The sequence below is a fragment of the Ramlibacter sp. WS9 genome (genome assembly GCF_003797765.1).
Classification (GTDB): domain Bacteria; phylum Pseudomonadota; class Gammaproteobacteria; order Burkholderiales; family Burkholderiaceae_C; genus Ramlibacter.
This window is the reverse complement of record NZ_RKMB01000008.1, coordinates 210,795-230,545: the sequence shown is the minus strand read 5'-3', so window position 1 is coordinate 230,545 and position 19,751 is coordinate 210,795. Positions and strand designations below refer to the sequence as shown.

Sequence of the window (19,751 nt, the reverse complement as noted above, 5' to 3'; positions counted from 1 at the left end):
CCGGGATGTTTGTTCACCTGCGACTGCACACCGAATTTTCCATCGTCGACGGCACGAACCGCATCGACGAAACCGTGAAGGCCGCATCGGGCGACAGGCAGCCCGCGCTGGCGATTACCGATCTGAACAACCTGTTCGGCGCCATCAAGTTCTACAAGGAAGCACGCGGCGCGGGCGTCAAGCCGATCGTCGGATGCGAGATCACGCTGCAGGGGCTGGGCAAGGACGCCGGCATGCTTTCGCGCATGGTGCTGCTGGTGCAGAACAAGCAGGGCTACCTCAACCTGTGCGAACTACTGGCACGTGGCTGGACGGGCAACGTTGTGAAGGCCCAGGCCGTTTGCAAGCTGGAATGGCTGCGCGAACTCGGCGAAGGGCTGATCGCGCTGTCGGGTGCGCAGGCGGGGCCGGTTGGCCAAGCGCTGCTGCAGGGCGACGAACAGCGGGCTACGGACGCTGCACTGGCGCTCGCATCCGTGTTTCCGCATCGTTTCTACATCGAGGTACAACGGGCTGGCCGCGTCGACGACGAAGCGCACGTGGCGGCGGCGGTGCAATTGGCCGCGCGTCTGAACCTGCCGGTGGTCGCGACGCACCCGGTGCAGTTCACGCGCGAGGACGACTACGAGGCGCACGAGGCGCGCGTCTGCATCTCCGAAGGCGAGATCCTGGGCAACCAGCGGCGCGTGCGCAAGTTCACTCGCGAACAATATTTCAAGCCGCAGGCCGCGATGGAGGCGCTGTTCGCCGACCTGCCGTCGGCAGTGGCCAATACGCTGGAGATCGCCAAGCGCTGCAACCTGGTGCTGGAGCTGGGCAAGCCGAGGCTGCCCGACTATCCGACACCCAACGGCATGCCGATCGAGGAGTACTTCCGCTTCTCCTCGCACGAGGGGCTGAAGGAGCGGATGCTGCACTTGTACCCCGATGCAGCGAAGCGGGAAAAGGAAATGCCGCGCTACGTGGACCGGCTGGAGTTCGAGATCAACACCATCCTGAAGATGGGGTTCCCCGGCTACTTCCTGATCGTGGGCGACTTCATCAACTGGGCCAAGAACAATGGCTGCCCGGTGGGGCCGGGCCGCGGCTCCGGCGCGGGTTCTCTCGTCGCGTATTCGCTGAAGATCACCGACCTGGACCCGCTGCAGTACAACCTGCTGTTCGAGCGCTTCCTGAACCCCGAGCGGGTGTCGATGCCCGACTTCGACATCGACTTCTGCCAGGGCAATCGCGACCGCGTCATCGACTACGTCAAGGACAAATACGGCAAGGAGGCGGTGAGCCAGATCGCCACCTTCGGCACCATGGCCGCGCGCGCCGCCATCCGCGACGTGGGCCGCGTGCTCGACATGAGCTACACGTTCTGCGACGGCATCAGCAAGCTGATCCCCAACAAGCCGGGCCAGCACATCACTATCGAGGGCGCGCTCAAGGTCGAACCGATCCTTGCCGAACGGCTCGAAAAGGAAGACGAGGTCAAGACCCTGCTGGGGCTGGCGCAAAAGCTCGAAGGGCTTACGCGCAACGTCGGCATGCACGCGGGCGGCGTGTTGATCGCCCCCGGCAAGCTCACGGACTTCACGCCGCTCTACCAGCAGCCGGGCAGCGACTCGGCCGTGAGCCAGTATGACAAGGACGACGTCGAAGCCGCGGGCCTGGTCAAGTTCGACTTCTTGGGGCTGGCCACACTCACCATCCTGGAGATCGCCAAGGACTTTATCCGTGCGCGGCACGCGGGGCAGGAGAAGTTCGCTTTCGAGAACCTGCCGCTGGACGACCCGCACACGTACAAGCTGTTCGCGGATGGCAAGACCGAAGCCGTGTTCCAGTTTGAAAGCCGCGGTATGCAGGGCATGCTGCGCGACGCGCGGCCTTCGCGGCTGGAAGACCTGATTGCGCTGAACGCGTTGTACCGCCCGGGCCCGATGGACCTGATTCCCACGTTCGTGGCGCGCAAGAACGGCCGGGAGCCGGTGGAGTATCCGCATCCGCTGGTGGCGGAGATGCTGTCCGAGACGTACGGCATCATGGTCTACCAGGAACAGGTGATGCAGACCGCGCAGATCCTGGGCGGCTACTCGCTCGGCGGCGCCGACTTGCTGCGCCGCGCGATGGGCAAGAAGAAGGCCGAGGAGATGGCCGAACACCGGCAGATCTTCCGCGCCGGCGCGGCCAAGAACGACATCAGCGAAGAGAAGGCCGACGAGATCTTCGACCTGATGGAGAAGTTTGCGGGCTACGGCTTCAACAAGTCGCATGCCGCTGCCTATTCGCTGCTGGCGTATCACACAGGTTGGCTCAAAGTCCACTACACGGCGGAGTTCTACTGCGCCAACATGACGGTGGAAATGGACGACACGGACAAGCTCCGGGCTCTGTTCGAGGATGCCCAAAAGAATTTCGGCATCGTTTTCGAGTCTCCCGATGTGAACCGCGGCGTCTACCGCTTCGAGCCTATCTCGGACAAAGTGATCCGCTACGGCCTGGGCGCGGTGAAGGGCACAGGACAGCAGGCGATCGATGCGATCGTCAGGGCGCGCGAAGAGGGCGGGGCGTTCACGAGCCTCTACGACTTCTGCGTGCGCGTAGACCGGACCAAGATCAACAAGCGCACAGTCGAAGCGCTGATCAAGGCCGGCGCCTTCGACGCGCTGCAACTCAATCGCGCGTCGCTGATCGCGTCGGTCGATCGCGCCTTCGATTTCGCCAATGCCACTGAGGCCAACGCCAACCAGGGCGGCCTCTTCGACATGGGCGACTCACACGCCGCGAGCACGCAGGAGCCGCCGCTGGTCGAAGCCATGCCCTGGGGCGTGAAGGAGCGGCTAACGTTCGAAAAGACGGCGATCGGCTTCTACCTGTCGGGCCACCTGTTCGATGAAGTGGCTCTGGAGGTTCGCCGCTTCGTCAAGCGGCAGGTCGAGGAGCTGATCGACAGCCGCGAGCCGCAACTGCTCGCCGGCATCGTCAACGATTTCCGCGTCATCAACGGCCAGCGCGGCAAGCTCGCGCTATTCAAACTCGACGACAAGTCGGGCGCGATCGAATGCACGGCCGATGAAGGCGTGATCAACGCCAACCGGAACCTGCTCAAGGACGACGAGCTGATCATCGTCATGGCCAAGCTGCAGCCGGACCGCTTCTCGGGTGGGTTCCGTCTAAGCGTGAACCAGGTGTGGGACCTGGCCACGGCGCGATGCCGCTTCGGCAAGTTCCTGCGCGTGGCCGTGAACGGCAAGGCGCCGGACATCAAGCGGCTGGTGCGCGAGTTCCCACCCAAGCGGGAGCTGTCGGAGCAAGGTGAACTGGTTCGCGGCCTGAACGTGCGCCTGTCGCTGCGGCGGGATGCGGCCACGGCCGAGTTGCAATTGGGTGAGCAAGCGAAGTTTTTCCCCAGCGACGCGGCGCTGGCCAGCTGGATGGCGCAGGCCGACCAGGGGCTGGCGCAGATCGTCTACGAGTAGCGCCTCCTCATCGCGCACGCGGTCCGGCATCGACCCCCGAGGGATGTCATTTCGGTTTGACCCAGCATCTAAGTGGCGCGCACGCCCACAAATGCACCCAGGCGCATCGTGTTTGCCCGCAAACCGGTGGTACACTTTTTCACAAATAATTAAATAGGCTGCCATAACTTCTGGGATGTACCCAGTTGGTGGCATTTGGCGAGACGGAGGCGCCATCGATCATGCGTATCTGCCTGCGACCAGCCATTCTGGCGCGAACGTCAGTTGCTACTCTTCTCCTGGCTTTGTCGACAAGTCACGCTGGCGCTTCCTGCGTCTGGTTCGCCGATGCGGACACCGTGCGACACATCGATACCCAAACGGCTGAGGTCCGAAGTGTGCGGTTGGAAGGGGCGAAGTCGCTCGCAGCAGTGGCTGGCGAATGCGGTGCTTGGGTCTTTGCCGACCGCAAACTCCACCACTTCGATGCAACCGCGACGCCGTTGTCAGTCTGGGACCTCCGCACTTTGGCCCGCCAGATCGAGGGCGCGCCCGAACTGGCAGTCAACCCCTACACGGCGGATCTGTGGCTAGCGGACGAAAAAAACATTGTCCGGCTTTCCCGCACCGGCCAATCCCTCGCCAGTTGGACTGCCCCCGGCCCGATTCGCAGATTGGCGGTCGCGGCTGACCAAACTTTGTGGGCGCTTGGCAACAAGGTTCTCTGGCACTACAAAGAAGACGGCAGCTTGTTGTCCGTCCACGATTTGAGCGGCCGACTGGCAGCTGAGCCTAAGCTGATTGCACTGGACAGCATCGGAGCGGTGCTGTGGCTCGCAGGTGAGAAGCAGTTGACTCGCCTCGACATCACCCAACCCACCCAACCAGCCCAGGTGATCCCCTTGCCGGAAGTGGTGCGAGACATTGCTCTCGATTCCATTTCAGGGCGGATGTGGGTGGCATTGCCAGGTCAGTTGATGTCGTTCGAGCGCGACGGTTCCTTGTGGCGCAGCATTGATGTCACGCAAGGCGGCGCGGGAGATGTCCAGAACCTCAGCTTCGATGCCGCTACCAAGACGCTATGGGTGCGCATGGCACAGTCCATCCACCGTCTGACACCAGGGGGCGGTTTGAGCGCTCCGGTGGCCCCGGCCGGCGCGGGCAGACTGCTCGCCGCAGCGCCGCTCGCCATCACGCCGGCGCTGACCCTGACCCGGCCGATCAACAACGGCATCACCAACGACCCGCGGCCAACCATCAGTTATCGTTACGACGCGTTGTGCAACAACGCGCCGTGCGACATCGGCCCCGACTTCCTCGCGGGCTACGGGCTCACTGCGCGGGCTAACCAGCGAACGTTGGCCCCGTTCCTGTTTGACCGTGCGACCGCCGAGGCCAGTCACACGCCATCGCTTCGTCTGGACGAGGGTGTCAACGTGCTGACGGCGCAGGCGAGAGATCGCTTTGGCCACCTATCCAATACTGTCACCAGCAGCTTCACGCTGGACACGGTCGCTCCGCGGTTCTTGTCAAGCACGCCTGCGGACGGCGCAGTCGTGCGCGTTCCGCAGGCCACGCTGGCCGGCCGCGTCGACGACATCGGCGCGACCGTGCTGCTCGAAGGGGTGGGTACTGCGGCTACGCAGGTGGTCGGCGGCGAACTGAGCTATGAGTTGCCTGTCGTGCTCAACCGAGGTCTCAATGCATTCGTGCTCACCGCCATCGACAAGGCGGGCAATACCGCGTCACGCAACGTGGGCGTCACCTATCAGCCGGACACACTCAAGTTCGACATCCTCTCTCCGCAAGACGGCGCGACCGTCATCGGCGATGCGGTGCTCGTCGGGATTGGTCTCTCTGTCACCGAGCAGGTCGGGGTGACCGTGAATGATGTGGTGGCCACCAAGATCGGCGACCGGTTCTTCGCGGAAATTGCACTGCAGCCCGGAGGCAACAAGTTGACCATCACGGCCACTTTGCAAAACGGCCAGGCCGTCAGCAAGGACATCACTGTTCACCGCGACGGCGTTCCCGCGTTCCAGATCGTGCCTTCTGCTGACGTCGGCTTCGCGCCTCTGGAGGTGAGATTCGCCATTAGAGTCACGGGTTCCGCACAACCACAGTCGGTGCGCGCCGATTTTGGTGGAAGTGGCCAGTTCGAGGCAGTGCTGGGCGCGGGCGCGCTCAAGACGATCTACGGGGCAGCCGGCGTTTACCAGCCGCGCTTCGAGGTGACCGATCAACAGGGCAACTCCACCATCGTCAGCAAAGCGATTCTGGTTCAGGACGTCACTGCGGTTGACGCCATGCTTCGTGCAATCTTCAGCGGCATGCTGGAGCGGCTGGCAAACCGCGACATAGAAGGCGGTTTGGCTTTCGTGCATGGAAATTCGCGTGAGAGATTTCGCACCCTTTTTCAGACGCTTGGCGCGAATCTGCCTTCCATCATTCCCAAGCTCGGCGTGCTCGGTGAAGGCCGGATTTCGGCCGACCTCGCCGAATACGTGATCAGCAGGGCCACGCCCAGTGGCGAGCGTTCATTTTTCATCTATTTCGTCCGCAGCGACGATGGCATTTGGCGAATCGAGGCAATGTAGTGAACTGCGTTTTACGAACCATATGGGCACGAGAAGTGGGCGGAAGCCGATTTGCGACGGCTTCCACTGTGCTGGCCGCAGTCCTCACATTGTCGTCATGCGCTGTTCTTGGCGCTAGCTATAGCGGCAAGGAAGTCAACGGAATTGTCGTGGACGGGGCGAGTGGCAAACCAATTGCAGGCGCCACTGTCATCTGGTCATGGACCGGGCGTGTCAATCTCGGGTTTGTGGACGGTAGGTCAGCGTGCATTCGAACGGACGTGGTGCGAACCAACGACAAAGGTCAGTTCAGTATCCCGAATTGGAGTATGCATACTGACGTGACCCCGAATGCGCAGCAACAGCTTGACAGTCTGACGGCGCTCTACGCTCCTGCGTACAGACCCGACTACGAGTCCTTTCGCCGAGGAAGCAGTGAGCCCCGCTTCATTCAAGTTGCGATGACATCCACAAATTCTAGTGATCAAAACCGAAGAATTTCGGAACTTCAAGACTTCGCAAAAGCAGCCGCTTCTACGTGCGGATTTTCCCGCGAGATCATGAGCGACACGGCGAGAGCGCAACTGTTGAGAACAATGACCGATGTAGGCGTTGAGGCCACGAAGCTGCCGTCATCAGAGGCTCAGAAAGAGCTTCTTCGTCGGGTGGCGCACTCTGTGGCCCAACTTGGAGGCGCAGAAAAATGAAACGGCAGTTTCTCTGCGGGGCCATTGCGCTCCTGACACTGGACCCTGTACTGGGGTTTGAAACCGGGACTCACGCGGCAATGACGCGCGCCGCGTTCCGAAGTTCAAAATTGGGCGCGGGACTTTCGGCGGTGGCACCGGGTTTGCCTGATCTCAACGGAACCACGACTGTATATCTCGATGGTATGCGTTGGGGTACACCAAAAGAGAGAAAAACGATAACGGAAGACGAAAATCGACTCGTGCGCGATTTTCTTTTCGTCGATATGTTCAGCCCCCTCGGTTGGATGGCACGGGGGGCGATACGAGAGGACGATGCGCCGGCTCCTTTTTGGGATGACGCGCCTTATCGGGAATTGAGGGTCTTCAACCACTTCTACGACCCAATCTATGACCGGCCGCTACTTATCGGACCGCAGTTGCTAGCGCCCTGTCAAGCCTTTGGGGGCCTCGGGGGAGCACTCGCGTGCGAAAGAAGCCCAGACTGGGCTACGGGGCGGAGCAGGTTCAACCGATTTGGTGTTGAGGACGCGCGCGAAGCTCAATACCGGGCGTTGACCGGTCGCGACTCCAAAGGCGATGCCATAGAAACCAACGGGACTCTAACTACTCAAGAGGCCGCGCGAAAGAGTTATACGGCCACGATGTTCCGGGCGCTGGGTGATATTGTTCATCTAGTTCAAGACATGGCCCAGCCTCAGCATACTCGCAACGAAGCCCATTCTGGCTTCGGCCCTGAGGACTTGCAAGCCAGGGTTAGTGGGCACGCCAGCCTCTTCGAACTGTATCTAGAGCAACGTGCACTAGGGAAACATTTCACAAATCCAAAAACCGGCGCTCTCGTAAGTACCTCGCCGTTGATCGAAGTCGGCTATCCGATCCCGAAGTTCAAAAGTTATAGGGAATTTTGGACTGCTCGCGACAAGACTACAGACGTGCCAAGTCGGACGGGCTTGGCCGACTACTCGAATAGGACGTTTTTCTCGGCAGCGAAGAACCTTCACAACACCGAATACTCACTGCCAGACCCAAACCCGGCTGCGTACAAAACCAAATGTGATGCGACCAGCAGCGAGCCGCCCAGCAGCCATGAGTTGCTGTACGGAGCCATTGAGGACCCCTTGAATCCGCAGGCGCGGGTGGAGTGCTTTCCGATGGCCGCCTTTAGCGCGTGGGACGAATTCCTGCACCAGACAACGGGCCGCTCGGCTTACATGCTCAATCGCATTAACATCGATGCAATGGCTGACCAGCTAGTGCCCCGGGCCGTGGCTTATTCGGCGGGCCTCATCAACCATTTCTTTCGGGGGCAGTTGGATTGGGACGACGATCCTGCTCACTTGGGCCGCTTCCGCATCTGGAATAAGAGCGGGGAAGCGATTCGCGGAACGTTCGAGCTTTACTACGACGACAAGGACGGAAAGCGTCACCTCGTGCCCAATGCCAAGTGGGAAGCATCTATCGCGGATCAGGCGTTCAAGGACGACATCGACCTACCTATCATTCCCGAGAGTTCGCCGCAGCCCGCGGTTCCGGGCCAATACATCCTGGTGTTTCGCGGCGACATGGGCGAGGAGCGAGGCGGGACTGAGTCGGTTGGGGCTGTCACCTCGCTCGTGATCAACCCATTCAGGTTCAAGGTAGAGAGCTACTACGAGACCGAGCTTTACGCATGGGATTGGAAAACGCTCGAACCGCTGTATACGAGTCAACGGTTGGACCTTTACCTTCACGGGGAGACGGGAATCTTCAAGAAGCTCGACGATGGTACGTTGCAGGCATCAAGGTTCTCGTTCCAAGCCGGACAGAACTTAACTTCAAATTGCCAGACCAACCCGAGCAACGGGGCACTGCTGTGTCCCTCCGCATCCGCGGACAAGGACAAAATTGTGGTTGTCTGGTTGTTCAAAACCCGAGGGTCCTGTGGCGAGGCATTCTCAATCTCCCGCGGCCTTCCCGGTGCGGTCAGTTCACCACTCACGTTGACTATGCGCTATGACGGACGGGCGGTGATGGCCCTGAAATTTACTCCGGACGCGACTGTGGAGGGCGGCTATTCATATTCGCCTTGGGTGGTTGGTCCTATCACGCCTCCAGTGGTAGTGGTTGGGGGGTCGGCAGTGATGGGCGGAGTATTCAGTGAGATGTATAACGTTGAGGCGAACGGCGCCACACAGGATCGCTGCAACCCCTAGTAAATCGGTGGCGGGACCGTTGCCGCAAACCCCTTGGTGGGCACCCCACTCGAGTCAACCCTTCGGCTTGAACTCGATGATGAGGTGCGGCGGCACGCGCCCATCCACGTCGCGCGGCAGGACTTCGGTCTTGTCCAAGGCCCGCAGCACTGCTTCGTCCCAGGACTTCACGCCGCTGGACTTCACCACCTTGCGGTTGGTGATGGTGCCGTCGGGCGCCAATCTCACTTCCACTTCGGCGGTGGGGTTGCCCGAGATGTCGTCACTGAAAACAATGTTCGGCCGTACGCGAGCACGGACGCGGCCGGCGTAGCTGTCGGACGGGCCCGCGGAGCGCTGCGCGGTGCCTGTGGCACTCGCCGCGCCGGTCGCGCCGGCCAGCCCCTGGATTCGCCGCATCTGCTCCGCCCGCAACGCGGCGAGCTTCGCGTCTTGTTCGCGTTGCTGCTTCTGCGTTTTCGCGGCCTTGGCCAGCTCTTCCTTCTTCTTGCGCTCTTCCGCTTCCTTCTTTTCGGCCAGCTGCTCGCGTTTCTCTTCCTCGAGCTTCTTCTTGGCTTCCAGTTTCGCTTCGAGCTTTTTCTGCTTCTCGAGCTCTTCCTGGCGTTGCTTGGCCAGTTGCTGCTTCTTCTTTTCGCGTTCGATTGCGATGTCGGGCTCCTTCGCCACTGGGGGCGGCGGGGGAGGGGCGACAGGCGCTTCCACCTTCTTTTCAACCCTTGGCACAGGAGCAGGCGGTGGAGGCGGCGTAGGCGTCGCTTCCACGAGCTTCGGTGCCGCCTGCTGCGGCACGCTGGACCAGAGCTCGGCTTCCGCCGCCTGGTTCTCCGATTCGCGATTCCAGCTGATGCCCCAGGTGAGGGCCAGCATCAGCAGCACATGGGCAATGACCGCCAGCACGAAGGCCCGCACCGGGCCGGGCTGCGGTGGCGGCGCGAACTCGAGGCGGTCGGTGCTGGCGTTCATGGCTTGCTACTTGGCCAGCTGCACCGAAAGACCGACGCGCTGGACGCCCGCCTGCTGCAGGGACGACATCACCTTGACCACATTTTCGTAGCGCACGTTCTTGTCGGCGCTGATGATCACCGCGCTGGAACCCGGTGGCTGACCTGCCTGGGCCTGGATGATGGCGGCGACGATCGCATCCAGCGGCAGGCGCGCTGTCTTGTCGGCCACTTTCAGGTCGAGCGATTCGTCCTTGCCGATGATCACTTCCATCTTCACGTCAGGCGGTCGCGACGCCTTGCCGGCGCTTGGCAGGTCGATCACGCTCGGCGCGATCAGGGGCGCCGTCACCATGAAGATGATCAGCAGCACCAGCATCACATCGATGAACGGGACCATGTTGATCTCGCTGATCGTGCGGCGTCCACGGCCGCGGGTGATCATGGATGGCATGGTCAGTGGCCCGAGGCGGAGTGCGCGCCCAGGTTGCGCTGCAAGATGTTGGAGAACTCCTCGATGAAGGTCTCCAGCTTGATGGCGACACGGTCGATGTCACGCGCGAAGCGGTTGTAGGCGACGACGGCCGGGATCGCCGCGAACAGGCCGATGGCGGTGGCGACCAGCGCCTCCGCGATGCCCGGCGCCACGGTGGCGAGTGTCACAGTCTGCAGGCTGGCGAGGCCGGTGAATGCGTGCATGATGCCCCACACGGTGCCGAACAGGCCGACATACGGCGACACCGAGCCCACCGAGGCGAGGAACGAGAGGTTGGTTTCCACGGTATCGAGCTCGCGCTGGTAGCTGGCACGCATGGCGCGCCGCGCACCGTCGAGCAGGGCGCTCGCGTCACTCACGCGGCGCTCGCGCAGCTTCTGGTATTCGCGCATGCCCGAGGCAAAGATGCGCTCCATCGGGCCGGCGAGCTTGGCGTTCTGGGCCGCGGCGGCGAACAGGTCGTTGAGGCTGGTGCCGGACCAGAAGTCCTTTTCAAAATCGTCATTGAGCGCGTTCAGGCGCTTCAGCGCGAACAGCTTGCGGAAGATGGCGGCCCAGCTGGCAACGGACACCACCACCAGCAGCACCATGACAAGCTGCACCACCAGGCTGGCATTGAGCACAAGCTGGAGGATCGACAGGTCGGGTTGGTTCATTGTTTGAGGGCTTCCAGGATGATGGGCGGGATTCTCGCAGGCTTCAGGCTCTGTGCTTCGACCCAGCCGATGCGGATGGTTCCTTCGGCCAGCAGGGCTTTACTGGCGCGCAACAAAGCCTGCTGGGCAATTATCAGAGAGGCCCGGCCCGCTTCGCGGATGCTGGCCGTAACAAGAAGTTCGTCGTCCAGGCGAGCGGGGCGATGGTAGCGAACCGACGTTTCGCCCACCACGAAGATACCCCCCGAGGTTTCCCGCAGCTTACTCTGCTCGACGCCGAGCGAGCGCAGCCACTCGGTGCGCGCCCTTTCGAAGAACTTCAGGTAGTTGGCGTAAAACACGATGCCGCCCGCATCGGTGTCTTCCCAGTAGACGCGGACGGGGAATTCGAACATCGGGGTCAACAGAGGACGGCGCGCAATCGGGCGATTGCTTCCTGCAGATGCGCCATGGAACTTGCCGTGGAAAAGCGGATGAAGTTCTGCGTCTCGGCGACTCCGAAATCACGGCCCGGAGTCACCGCGACGTGAGCGCGCTTCATGACTTCGAAAGTGAATTCCCAGCTGTCGTTCACACCCAACCGGCGGCAGGCTTCGGTGCAATCGGCCCACGCGTAGAACGCGCCGTCGGGAACCACAGGCACCGGCAAACCGATGGATTCGAGCTGCGGAATGAACCAGTCGCGTCGCGCCTTGAATTCGGCGCGCCGCCGCTCGTATTCGGCCAGGCTCTCGGGCTCGAAGCAGGCCAGGGCGGCATGCTGCGCCACGGCGCTGGGGCAGATGTACAGGTTCTGTCCGAGCTTCTCGATCGCGTTCACCACCGGTTCGGGCGCGACGACCCAGCCCAGCCGCCAGCCCGTCATGTTGAAGTACTTGGAGAAGCTGTTGATGCTGATGACCTGGTCGTCGATCGCGAGGCCCGTGTGCCCGAAGGTTTCGTCGTAGCTCAGGCCGAGGTAGATCTCGTCCAGCAGCGTGATGCCGCCCTTGTTGCCCACGAAATTGTGGATGCGGCGGAGCTCGTCCGGATGAATCGAGGTGCCGGTGGGGTTGGACGGAGACGCAAGCAAAACACCTCGCGACTTCGGACCCCAATGTTCTTCGATCTTCGCGGCGGTGAGCTGATATCGCTCGGCCGCGGTGGCCGGCAAGCGGATCGGTTCGCCTTGGGCCACGGTGACGAAGTGGCAGTTGCACGGATAGCTCGGGTCCGGCATCAGGATCTGCTCGCCTCGCTCGATGAGGCTCAAGCAGGCGAGTTGCAGCGCCGCCGATGCGCCCGCGGTGACGACGATGCGGCGCGGCGGGATGTCGACGCCGAAGCGGTCCCGATACCACTGGCTGATGCGCTCGCGCAGCGGCTCCAGGCCCGTGGCTTGCGTGTATTGGGTGAGGCCGTCGCGCACGGCACGAGCAGCTGCTTCCTGCACCAGCGGCGGCGCGGTGAAATCCGGCTCGCCGATGTTCAGGAAGATCATCGGGCGGTCGGTGCCGGCCACTTCGCGCGCGAGCTTGGCCGCGGCCTTCGCCACTTCCATCACGTAGAAGGGCTCGATCTTTCCGATCAGGCTGGCGACACGCACCGGTGGCCTCATCGGGCTTTGCCGGACGCCTTGTCCGCCTCGACTTCGGCCGTGCGCAACTGCGGCGCCAGGCCATTGAGCACCGCGTTGACATACTTGTGGCCGTCGGTGCCGCCGAATTCCTTCGCCAGCTCGATGCATTCATTGAGCACCACGCGCCATGGCACGTCGGCGCAATGCCGAAACTCGTAGGCACCGATCCACATGATGCCGTGCTCGATGGGCGAGATCTCTTGCATCTTGCGGTCGAGCAGCGGAAGGATGAGCGCGTCGAGTTCGGCCGCCTCTTTCACGCAGCCGTGGAGCAAGGCGTCGTAATGAACGGAGTCGGCCTTGTGGAAGCCCGCGAGGTCGCGTGTGAACACGTCGATAGCCTGCGCGTCGTTTCCACCGACGATGTACTGGTACAGCGCCTGCAGCGCGAATTCGCGCGCGCGGCTGCGGGCCGACTTGGCCGAGGCCTTGCGTGCGCCGGTTGCAGTCGGGCCGGTGCGGCTTTGGCGGGCCGGGCGATCGGGCTTGTTGTCTTCGGTCATCCCAAACGATCCAGCAGGTTGCACATTTCGACGACGACGCGGGCGCCGTCGCGGCCTTTGTCTGTCTGGCGGGCCACGGCCTGCTCGGTGTTCTCCGTCGTCAGAATCACGTTGGCGATGGGCAGTTGGTAATCAAGCGCCACGCGGGTCACGCCGGCGGCCGACTCGTTGGCCACCAGCTCGAAGTGGTAGGTCTCGCCGCGGATGATGCAGCCCAGCGCGACGAGGGCGTCGTAGCCGCCCTTCTCGGCGAAGGCCTGCAGCGCGATCGGCACTTCCAGCGCGCCGGGCACGTAGACGTGATCGATGTCGTCATCGGCGACGCCCAGCGCATTCAGTTCTGCGCGGCACGCCTGCGCCAGCGCGTTGGTGATGCTTTCATTGAAGCGCGCCTGGACGATGCCGATGCACAGCCCCTTGCCGTCCATCTTGTCGGCCTTGCCTTTTTCTGCCCCGAACATGTGTTTCTTTCGTGTGGTTCTTATTGATCGGGCCGGTCGGGCGTGATGTGGCACGCGATCTCCAGCCCATAGCCGGCCATGCTGGGCATGCGCCGGGGATTGCCCATCAGGTTCATCTTGTGCACGCCGCATTCGCGCAGGATCTGCGCGCCGATGCCGTACGTGCGCAAGTCCATCCGGCCGCGTTCCGGCGCTTGCGCGGCCCGGGCCGTGCCTTCGAATTGCGCCAGCAGCTGCTGCGCGTCCTCGCCGCAATTGAGCAGGATGCAGACGCCCTTGCCCTCGCGCGAGATGTGCTTCAGGCTGGCGTCGAGGTTCCAGGAATGCATGGAGCGGTCGATCTCCAGCGCATCCAGCAGCGACATCGGCTCGTGCACACGCACCGGCACCGTGTCTTCGGGCGACCAGGCGCCCTTGACCAAAGCCAGATGGAGCCCCTGGCTCGGCTTGTCTTTGAACGCGTGTGCCATGAACTCGCCGTACGCGGTGTGGAGCGGCCGGGCCCCCACCATTTCCACCAGCGACTCGTTGCGGCTGCGGTGTTCGATCAGGTCGGCGATGGTGCCGATCTTCAGGCCGTGTTCGGCAGCGAACACTTGCAGGTCGGGCAGGCGGGCCATCGTGCCATCGTCTTTCATGATCTCGCAGATCACGGCGGCAGGCGTCAGCCCGGCCATGGCGGCGAGGTCGCAGCCGGCCTCGGTATGGCCCGCGCGCATCAGCACGCCGCCGTCGACAGCCTGCAGCGGGAAGATGTGGCCCGGTTGCACCAGGTCCTCGGCGCGGGCGGTCTTGCCGACAGCGGCCTGCACCGTGCGCGCGCGGTCGGCGGCGGAAATGCCGGTGGTGACGCCCTCCGCGGCCTCGATGGACACGGTGAATGCCGTGCCCATCTTCGTGCCGTTGCGCGCCACCATGGGCGGCAGGCGCAGGCGCTCGCAGCGCTCGCGCGTCAGCGTCAGGCAGATCAGGCCCCGGCCGTAGCGGGCCATGAAGTTGATGGCCTCCGGCGTGACGTGTTCGGCGGCCAGCACCAGGTCACCCTCGTTCTCACGATCTTCCTCGTCGACGAGGATGACGATGCGGCCTGCTCGCATGTCGGCAACGATGTCTTCCACCGGCGAAATGGCAACGGGGGAACTGCTGGGGGACGCGCTCATGCACTGGCTTTCGAAAGGGTGGAGTCTGCCGTGAGCATGCGCTCGACGTAACGGGCGATCAGGTCGATCTCGAGGTTGACGCGGCTGCCGGCTTTGAGCTGGCCCAGGGCGGTGTTCTGCACGGTGTGGGAGATCAGGTTGATGCTGACTTCGCAGCCCTCGGGCGAATCGACGGTCGAATTGACGGTGAGGCTGACACCGTTGATGGTGATCGAGCCCTTGTAGGCCAAGTACTTGGCCAGGCTGCGTGGCGCGAGTACGCGCAGCTCCCAGCTTTCGCCAACCTGCTCGAAGCGCGTGACGGTGCCGATGCCGTCGACATGGCCCGCTACGATGTGGCCGCCCAGGCGGTCGTGCGCGCGCAGGGCCTTTTCGAGGTTGATCGGGCCGGTTGCCGCCAGCCCGGCTGTCTTGTCCAGGGATTCGGCCGATATCTCGATGGTGAATTGCCGGTGGGGCAGGTCGAGCTGGGTCACCGTCATGCAAGCGCCGTTGAGTGCGATGCTGTCGCCCAGGCCCACGTCGTCGAGGTAGCCGGCAGGGGCTTCGATTTCGAGCCGCTTGCCGTGCTGTAAAGAGCTTCCCAGGTCGTGGACGGCGGCGATGCGCCCCACGCCGGTAATGATTCCGGTGAACATGGGGCGTATTTTCGCCTAGAACCTGTCTCGGCCGGGAATGCGGGCAATCAACCTCAGGTCGGGGCCGACCATTGCGCTGGAAACGAATTCGAAATTCACGGCCTGGCCCAGGTCCGCGAGCGGCCCGAAATTGGCCATGTCGCGCCCCTGGCCGACCAGTTTGGGCGCCAGGTAGACCAGCATTTCATCGACCAGCCCCTCGCGGATCAGCGAGCCATTGAGTTTGTGCCCGGCCTCGACGTGCAATTCGTTCACCTCACGCTGGGCCAGGTCGCGCAGCATGGCGGCCAGGTCGACTTTGCCGCCGGGGCCGGGCGTGTGGATCACGATGGCGCCGCGCGCTTCCAGGGCGGCCTGGCGCTTGGCGTCCTCCACCGCCGCATAGATGAACAGGCGCCGGCCGGGCAAGAAGATATTGGCGTCGGTCGGGGTGTCGAGCCGGCTGTCGACCACCACGGCGTCGGGCTGGCGGCCCACTGGCGCGAGGCGCACGTCCAGCCGGGGGTTGTCTTCGAGGAGGGTGCCGATGCCGGTCAGCACCGCGCCGGCGCGTGCCCGCCAGACGTGGCCGTCGGCGCGCGCGGCTTCTGAGGTGATCCACTGGCTGGTGCCGTTGTCCAGGGCGGTCTTGCCGTCCAGAGTGGCGGCGACTTTCATCCGCACCCACGGGATGCCGCGGATCATTCGGCTGAAGAAGCCGATGTTGAGCTCGCGGGATTCGGCTGCGCCTGAGCCGACCTCGACGGCAACGCCGGCTGCGCGCAGGCGGGCGAAGCCTTGACCGGCGACGAGCGGGTTGGGGTCGGGCAGGGCGGCCACGACCCTGGCGATGCCGGCGGCGGCAAGGGCATCGCAGCAGGGACCCGTGCGGCCGTGGTGGGAGCAGGGTTCCAGGGTGACGTAAGCCGTGGCACCTGTGACGACGTTGCCCTTGCCCGCCGCGTCCCGCAACGCCATGACCTCCGCGTGGGCCTGCCCGGCGGGCTGCGTGTGCCCCTCGCCCAATACTTGATTACCGTCGGCGGAAACGATCACGCAGCCGACGCGGGGATTGGGTTCAGACACACCCACCGCCCGGGCAGCCATGGCGAGGGCTTGGTCCATTTGAGGGTTGCGATGATCCATCGGCGTGGATTGTGCGCCACTGGAACGGCCGCCGCTGAGCGGACCGGCCCGACCGGCCGTCGGCCCTTTGCTGTCGCTGCCGAGTTGCGCGGCTATGCTCAGTCATGAGTCAACGCGGCTCGTGAGGGGAAATGCGTGGGAAGCAGAAACAGGAGTAGCAGCAGGGGGTTCACGCTCGTCGAGCTGATGATTGCCGTGGCCATTGTCGCCATTCTTGCCAGCGTCGCGTTTCCCAGTTACTCGAGTTACGTGAAGCGGGGCAAGCGTACTGCCGCGCAAAGTTTCATGCAGACACTCGGCAACAAGGAGGAGCAACAGATGCTCAACACGCGTTGCTACTTCAGCTATCCGACCGATGCTGCGTGCGCACCGCCCACTATTACGATGCCCACCGAGGTGTCGAACAACTACACGATCACCATCACGGCGTCGAATGCTGCGACGCCTCCCACTTACACCCTGACCGCTACACCGACGACCAACTTCTCGGATCCGGAATGCGGGACGCTCACGTTGACCAATACGGGCGTCAAAGACAAGAGCGGGACCGGCACGGTCGCGAACTGCTGGAAGTGACGGTCATGCGGACATCGCGCGGCTTCACCATCATCGAATTGCTCGTGGTCATGACCGTCATCGGCATCCTTGCGGGCATCGCCGTTCCATCTTTCCGGAATTTCATCGCCCAGCAGCGCGTGAAGTCCGCTTCTTACGAAGTCTCGACCTCGCTCCTGTTCGCACGCAGCGAGGCGATCAAGCGCAACGCACAGGTTAAGGTAGCGCCTGCGGCCGGCACCGACTGGGGTACTGGATGGAACGTCACGATCAATGCCGGTGGAACGGTGCTTCAAAACCAGGCGCAGACGAGCGGGATCACGATCACAAAGACGCCTGCTGAGATCATCTTCCAAGGCACAGGCCGGCCGACCGCGGCATCTGTCAGCAATTGGGAGGTTGCGGGGGCGGACAGCACGCGCTGCGTGCGACTTGATACCGCCGGCATTGCCAGTACCGCATCGGGGGCTTGTCCATGAAACACGTGCAAAGTTCGCGCCCCGGGCAGAGCGGCGCGACGCTCATCGAAGTTCTTGTGTCGATTCTGATTCTCATGTTCGGGCTCCTCGGCCTCGTGGGCGTCATGGTCCAGAGCCAGCGCGCGCAGCTTGAATCTTTCCAACGCGAGCAGGCGCTGCTCATCGCGCAGGACATGGTCGCGCGCATGTTGGTGAACAAGGGGGCCGCCAACTGCTATGTCACGGCCACCTATCTGGGAGTCGACGAGACCACAGTCCCGGATGCGAGCGCTTGTGCGGGGGCGACCGTGTCGCAGGCTGCGCGTTTCAGTACCGACATCGGCGAGTGGCTCGCACTGCTGGAAGGTAGCGGTGAAAAGAGTGGCTCCTCGAATGTGGGTGGTGTGCCGAAGGCACGCGGCTGCATCACTAAGAGCGCGACGACCGGCATCTACCAGGTCAGCGTCGTGTGGCAGGGCAGTGTTGCCTTGTCGGCCCCCCCGGGCGGGATCACTTGCGGCTTGGGGTTGTACAACAGCGACACGACTGACACTGCGCGGCGTGCCGTGGCCCTCACTGTCCTGATGTGAACGGAACGATCATGCGACGCCAATTCCAAACTTTCTCGAATCGATCGGCCCAGGCCGGCTTGACGCTGATCGAGTTCATGGTCGCCATCCTGCTTGGCATGGTGATCGTGGCTGCCATGGCAGTCTTGATCGGCAACCAGAGCGCGGCTCGCGGCGAGATCGACCGCGCCGGCCGCCTCATCGAGAACGGGCGCTATTCGATCACTACGATGGTGGAAGACCTCCAGATGGCCGGCTATTGGGGGGAAATTTACATCAACCCGGACGCACCCACCGGCATGTTTGCCGCCGATTTCACTTCGTTGCCCAACCCCTGCAGCGTCACCGTCAACTCGCCGGAAGACGCGGCGAGCAAGGGATTAAAGGAAGGAACCTTCCTATACATCCAGGGCTACGATGGGAGTACCTATACTGCCGGCGACCTGAGCTGCGTTACGAACTGGAAGGCGGGCACGGATATTCTTGTGGTGCGGCGCGCCGATCCCAACGCAGTCGCGCTGGCCAGCCTCGTCAACGGGCAGATGTATCTGCAAACAGGTTTGACCAGTGCAACCGGAACGACGTTTGCCTATTCACTGGCCCCCGGTGCGTCTGCGGACAATGCCACGACATTCAATCTCGTGACGCAAGGCGGCGTGCTCGCGCAGATCCGGCCATTGATCGTCCACATCTACTACGTCGCGACGTGTGACGTGTGCACGGGCGGCAGCGCGGACACGATCCCGACACTCAAGCGCGTGGATCTGGGCGTCGCCTCGGGGGTCCCGCAAATCAGCACCGTTGCCATCGCCGAAGGCATCGAGAACCTGCAGATCGACTATGGCTACGACGCGGACGGCGACGGTGCACCCGACGCCGACTACAACGCGGCAAACACAGGGTTCGCCACGCCAGACACCTGGAAGAACGTGATGAGCGCCAAGATATACCTCCTCGCGCGCGACATAGACAAGTCGATCGGCTTCGTCGACGGCAAAGCGTATTCCATGGGCACGGCGTCCGTGGCAGCCCCCAACGACGCCTACAAACGCCACCTTTTCATGCAGTCCGTGCGGATTGCCAACCCGAGCCTGAGGAGATCGTCGTGAGCCGTCGCGCGCAGTCCGGCATAACGCTGGTGGTGAGCCTGATCATGCTCATCGTGTTGACCTTGCTCGTGGTTTCAGCCATCCGGTTCGGGAACATCAACCTGAAGATCACCGGCAATGCGCAGACGCAGGCCGAATCGGGGGCCGCGGCACAGGTTGCAATCGAGAAGGTGATTGCTTCAGCCGTTGCCGGCTCGAGCCTCAGCGCCATGATCACCACAACCGCGAGCGTGTCCACCGGCGGCATGAGCTACAGCGTGACGGTCGCCAAGCCAATCTGCAAGCTCACGCAGAACGTCGACACGTCGACGCTGGATCCGAGCAACGAGAACGACCTGCTGTGCTACGGCCAGCAAGACAAAGACGGGCAGGAAACAGCAACCGGCACGATCACCCAAGGGCCCTCCGCGTGCAAAGACCAGCGCTGGGACATCTCGGCGAGCATCGGAGATTCATCCACCGGCGCCAAAACCACAGTATTGCAAGGTGCGGGCCTGCGGGTCAGTGCCGAAGTTGCATGCCCGACGAGCTAGGAGTAAAA

19 protein-coding genes are annotated in these 19,751 nt (G+C 62.9%); 9 read left to right on the top strand and 10 right to left on the bottom strand.

Going from position 1 to position 19,751, the window contains the following annotated elements; genetic code table 11:
* Positions 1–5: 5 nt before the first annotated feature.
* The 4 genes from dnaE (at position 6) to EEB15_RS14830 (ending at position 8,921) form a co-directional block, all read left to right on the top strand.
* Positions 6–3,464 carry a DNA polymerase III subunit alpha gene (gene dnaE, locus EEB15_RS14840; protein WP_141510637.1) on the top strand — a complete coding sequence of 1,153 codons (3,459 nt, stop codon included), beginning with the start codon at positions 6–8 and terminating at the stop codon, positions 3,462–3,464.
* A 221-nt stretch (positions 3,465–3,685) separates the two neighbouring features.
* Entirely contained in the window at positions 3,686–6,040 is a 2,355-nt protein-coding gene (locus EEB15_RS14835; RefSeq protein ID WP_158290115.1) for a hypothetical protein, read from the top strand.
* 308 nt (positions 6,041–6,348) lie between these two features.
* The gene (locus EEB15_RS33690; RefSeq protein ID WP_158290114.1) at positions 6,349–6,726 is read left to right on the top strand and encodes a hypothetical protein; all 378 of its coding nucleotides are present in this window, start codon (positions 6,349–6,351) and stop codon (positions 6,724–6,726) included.
* On the top strand, positions 6,723–8,921 hold the full coding sequence (locus EEB15_RS14830) for a hypothetical protein (protein WP_141510635.1): 2,199 nt from the start codon (positions 6,723–6,725) through the stop codon (positions 8,919–8,921). The genes EEB15_RS33690 and EEB15_RS14830 overlap by 4 nt, the downstream gene beginning before the upstream one ends.
* A gap of 54 nt (positions 8,922–8,975) precedes the next feature.
* Here EEB15_RS14830 and tolA read toward each other — a convergent pair whose 3' ends face one another.
* The 10 genes from tolA to ribD are packed head-to-tail and all read right to left on the bottom strand — an operon-like array spanning position 8,976 to position 16,498.
* Complete coding sequence (gene tolA, locus EEB15_RS14825) at positions 8,976–9,884, bottom strand: cell envelope integrity protein TolA (protein ID WP_141510634.1); 909 nt, start codon at positions 9,882–9,884, stop codon at positions 8,976–8,978.
* 6 nt (positions 9,885–9,890) lie between these two features.
* A complete protein-coding gene (locus EEB15_RS14820) occupies positions 9,891–10,316 on the bottom strand; it encodes a biopolymer transporter ExbD (RefSeq protein WP_141510633.1) in 426 nt (141 codons plus the stop codon).
* 2 nt (positions 10,317–10,318) lie between these two features.
* Positions 10,319–11,014: a protein TolQ gene (gene tolQ, locus EEB15_RS14815; protein WP_141510632.1), complete on the bottom strand. Its 696-nt coding sequence runs from the start codon at positions 11,012–11,014 to the stop codon at positions 10,319–10,321.
* Positions 11,011–11,409 carry a tol-pal system-associated acyl-CoA thioesterase gene (gene ybgC, locus EEB15_RS14810; protein ID WP_141510631.1) on the bottom strand — a complete coding sequence of 133 codons (399 nt, stop codon included), beginning with the start codon at positions 11,407–11,409 and terminating at the stop codon, positions 11,011–11,013. Before ybgC ends, tolQ begins: the two co-directional genes overlap by 4 nt.
* A gap of 5 nt (positions 11,410–11,414) precedes the next feature.
* A complete protein-coding gene (locus tag EEB15_RS14805) occupies positions 11,415–12,554 on the bottom strand; it encodes a pyridoxal phosphate-dependent aminotransferase (protein WP_370283607.1) in 1,140 nt (379 codons plus the stop codon).
* 53 nt (positions 12,555–12,607) lie between these two features.
* Positions 12,608–13,135, bottom strand: coding sequence for a transcription antitermination factor NusB (gene nusB, locus EEB15_RS14800; RefSeq protein ID WP_141510629.1), 528 nt, complete (start codon positions 13,133–13,135; stop codon positions 12,608–12,610).
* Entirely contained in the window at positions 13,132–13,596 is a 465-nt protein-coding gene (ribH, locus tag EEB15_RS14795; protein WP_141510628.1) for a 6,7-dimethyl-8-ribityllumazine synthase, read from the bottom strand. The genes nusB and ribH overlap by 4 nt, the downstream gene beginning before the upstream one ends.
* A 20-nt stretch (positions 13,597–13,616) precedes the next feature.
* Positions 13,617–14,756, bottom strand: coding sequence for a bifunctional 3,4-dihydroxy-2-butanone-4-phosphate synthase/GTP cyclohydrolase II (gene ribBA, locus EEB15_RS14790; RefSeq protein ID WP_141510627.1), 1,140 nt, complete (start codon positions 14,754–14,756; stop codon positions 13,617–13,619).
* Entirely contained in the window at positions 14,753–15,394 is a 642-nt protein-coding gene (locus tag EEB15_RS14785; RefSeq protein ID WP_141510626.1) for a riboflavin synthase, read from the bottom strand. The genes ribBA and EEB15_RS14785 overlap by 4 nt, the downstream gene beginning before the upstream one ends.
* A 15-nt stretch (positions 15,395–15,409) precedes the next feature.
* The gene (ribD, locus tag EEB15_RS14780; RefSeq protein ID WP_233259488.1) at positions 15,410–16,498 is read right to left on the bottom strand and encodes a bifunctional diaminohydroxyphosphoribosylaminopyrimidine deaminase/5-amino-6-(5-phosphoribosylamino)uracil reductase RibD; all 1,089 of its coding nucleotides are present in this window, start codon (positions 16,496–16,498) and stop codon (positions 15,410–15,412) included.
* A 156-nt stretch (positions 16,499–16,654) separates the two neighbouring features.
* On the opposite strand from ribD, the gene EEB15_RS14775 reads away from it, so the two are divergent.
* The 5 genes from EEB15_RS14775 to EEB15_RS14755 are packed head-to-tail and all read left to right on the top strand — an operon-like array spanning position 16,655 to position 19,743.
* On the top strand, positions 16,655–17,095 hold the full coding sequence (locus tag EEB15_RS14775) for a type IV pilin protein (protein ID WP_255466331.1): 441 nt from the start codon (positions 16,655–16,657) through the stop codon (positions 17,093–17,095).
* Between the two features lie 5 nt (positions 17,096–17,100).
* Positions 17,101–17,553, top strand: a complete 453-nt coding sequence (locus tag EEB15_RS14770) for a GspH/FimT family pseudopilin (RefSeq protein WP_158290116.1) — start codon at positions 17,101–17,103, stop codon at positions 17,551–17,553.
* Entirely contained in the window at positions 17,550–18,122 is a 573-nt protein-coding gene (gene pilV / locus EEB15_RS14765; RefSeq protein ID WP_141510623.1) for a type IV pilus modification protein PilV, read from the top strand. The genes EEB15_RS14770 and pilV overlap by 4 nt, the downstream gene beginning before the upstream one ends.
* Entirely contained in the window at positions 18,119–19,210 is a 1,092-nt protein-coding gene (locus EEB15_RS14760) for a PilW family protein (protein ID WP_141510622.1), read from the top strand. The genes pilV and EEB15_RS14760 overlap by 4 nt, the downstream gene beginning before the upstream one ends.
* Positions 19,207–19,743: a hypothetical protein gene (locus EEB15_RS14755; protein WP_141510621.1), complete on the top strand. Its 537-nt coding sequence runs from the start codon at positions 19,207–19,209 to the stop codon at positions 19,741–19,743. Before EEB15_RS14760 ends, EEB15_RS14755 begins: the two co-directional genes overlap by 4 nt.
* Positions 19,744–19,751 lie beyond the last annotated feature (8 nt).

What these genes read in the sequence shown, in the direction of transcription:
- EEB15_RS14785 (WP_141510626.1), bottom strand. Translation starts at nt 15,394, where the DNA reads ATGTTCACCGGAATCATTACCGGCGTGGGGCGCATCGCCGCCGTCCAC.
- nusB (WP_141510629.1), bottom strand. Translation starts at nt 13,135, where the DNA reads ATGACCGAAGACAACAAGCCCGATCGCCCGGCCCGCCAAAGCCGCACC.
- EEB15_RS14805 (WP_370283607.1), bottom strand. Translation starts at nt 12,554, where the DNA reads ATGGAAGTGGCGAAGGCCGCGGCCAAGCTCGCGCGCGAAGTGGCCGGC.
- dnaE (WP_141510637.1), top strand. Translation starts at nt 6, where the DNA reads ATGTTTGTTCACCTGCGACTGCACACCGAATTTTCCATCGTCGACGGC.
- EEB15_RS14820 (WP_141510633.1), bottom strand. Translation starts at nt 10,316, where the DNA reads ATGCCATCCATGATCACCCGCGGCCGTGGACGCCGCACGATCAGCGAG.
- ybgC (WP_141510631.1), bottom strand. Translation starts at nt 11,409, where the DNA reads ATGTTCGAATTCCCCGTCCGCGTCTACTGGGAAGACACCGATGCGGGC.
- EEB15_RS14770 (WP_158290116.1), top strand. Translation starts at nt 17,101, where the DNA reads ATGCGGACATCGCGCGGCTTCACCATCATCGAATTGCTCGTGGTCATG.
- EEB15_RS14830 (WP_141510635.1), top strand. Translation starts at nt 6,723, where the DNA reads ATGAAACGGCAGTTTCTCTGCGGGGCCATTGCGCTCCTGACACTGGAC.
- tolA (WP_141510634.1), bottom strand. Translation starts at nt 9,884, where the DNA reads ATGAACGCCAGCACCGACCGCCTCGAGTTCGCGCCGCCACCGCAGCCC.
- ribBA (WP_141510627.1), bottom strand. Translation starts at nt 14,756, where the DNA reads ATGAGCGCGTCCCCCAGCAGTTCCCCCGTTGCCATTTCGCCGGTGGAA.
- EEB15_RS33690 (WP_158290114.1), top strand. Translation starts at nt 6,349, where the DNA reads ATGCATACTGACGTGACCCCGAATGCGCAGCAACAGCTTGACAGTCTG.
- ribH (WP_141510628.1), bottom strand. Translation starts at nt 13,596, where the DNA reads ATGTTCGGGGCAGAAAAAGGCAAGGCCGACAAGATGGACGGCAAGGGG.
- pilV (WP_141510623.1), top strand. Translation starts at nt 17,550, where the DNA reads ATGAAACACGTGCAAAGTTCGCGCCCCGGGCAGAGCGGCGCGACGCTC.
- EEB15_RS14835 (WP_158290115.1), top strand. Translation starts at nt 3,686, where the DNA reads ATGCGTATCTGCCTGCGACCAGCCATTCTGGCGCGAACGTCAGTTGCT.
- tolQ (WP_141510632.1), bottom strand. Translation starts at nt 11,014, where the DNA reads ATGAACCAACCCGACCTGTCGATCCTCCAGCTTGTGCTCAATGCCAGC.
- ribD (WP_233259488.1), bottom strand. Translation starts at nt 16,498, where the DNA reads ATGGACCAAGCCCTCGCCATGGCTGCCCGGGCGGTGGGTGTGTCTGAA.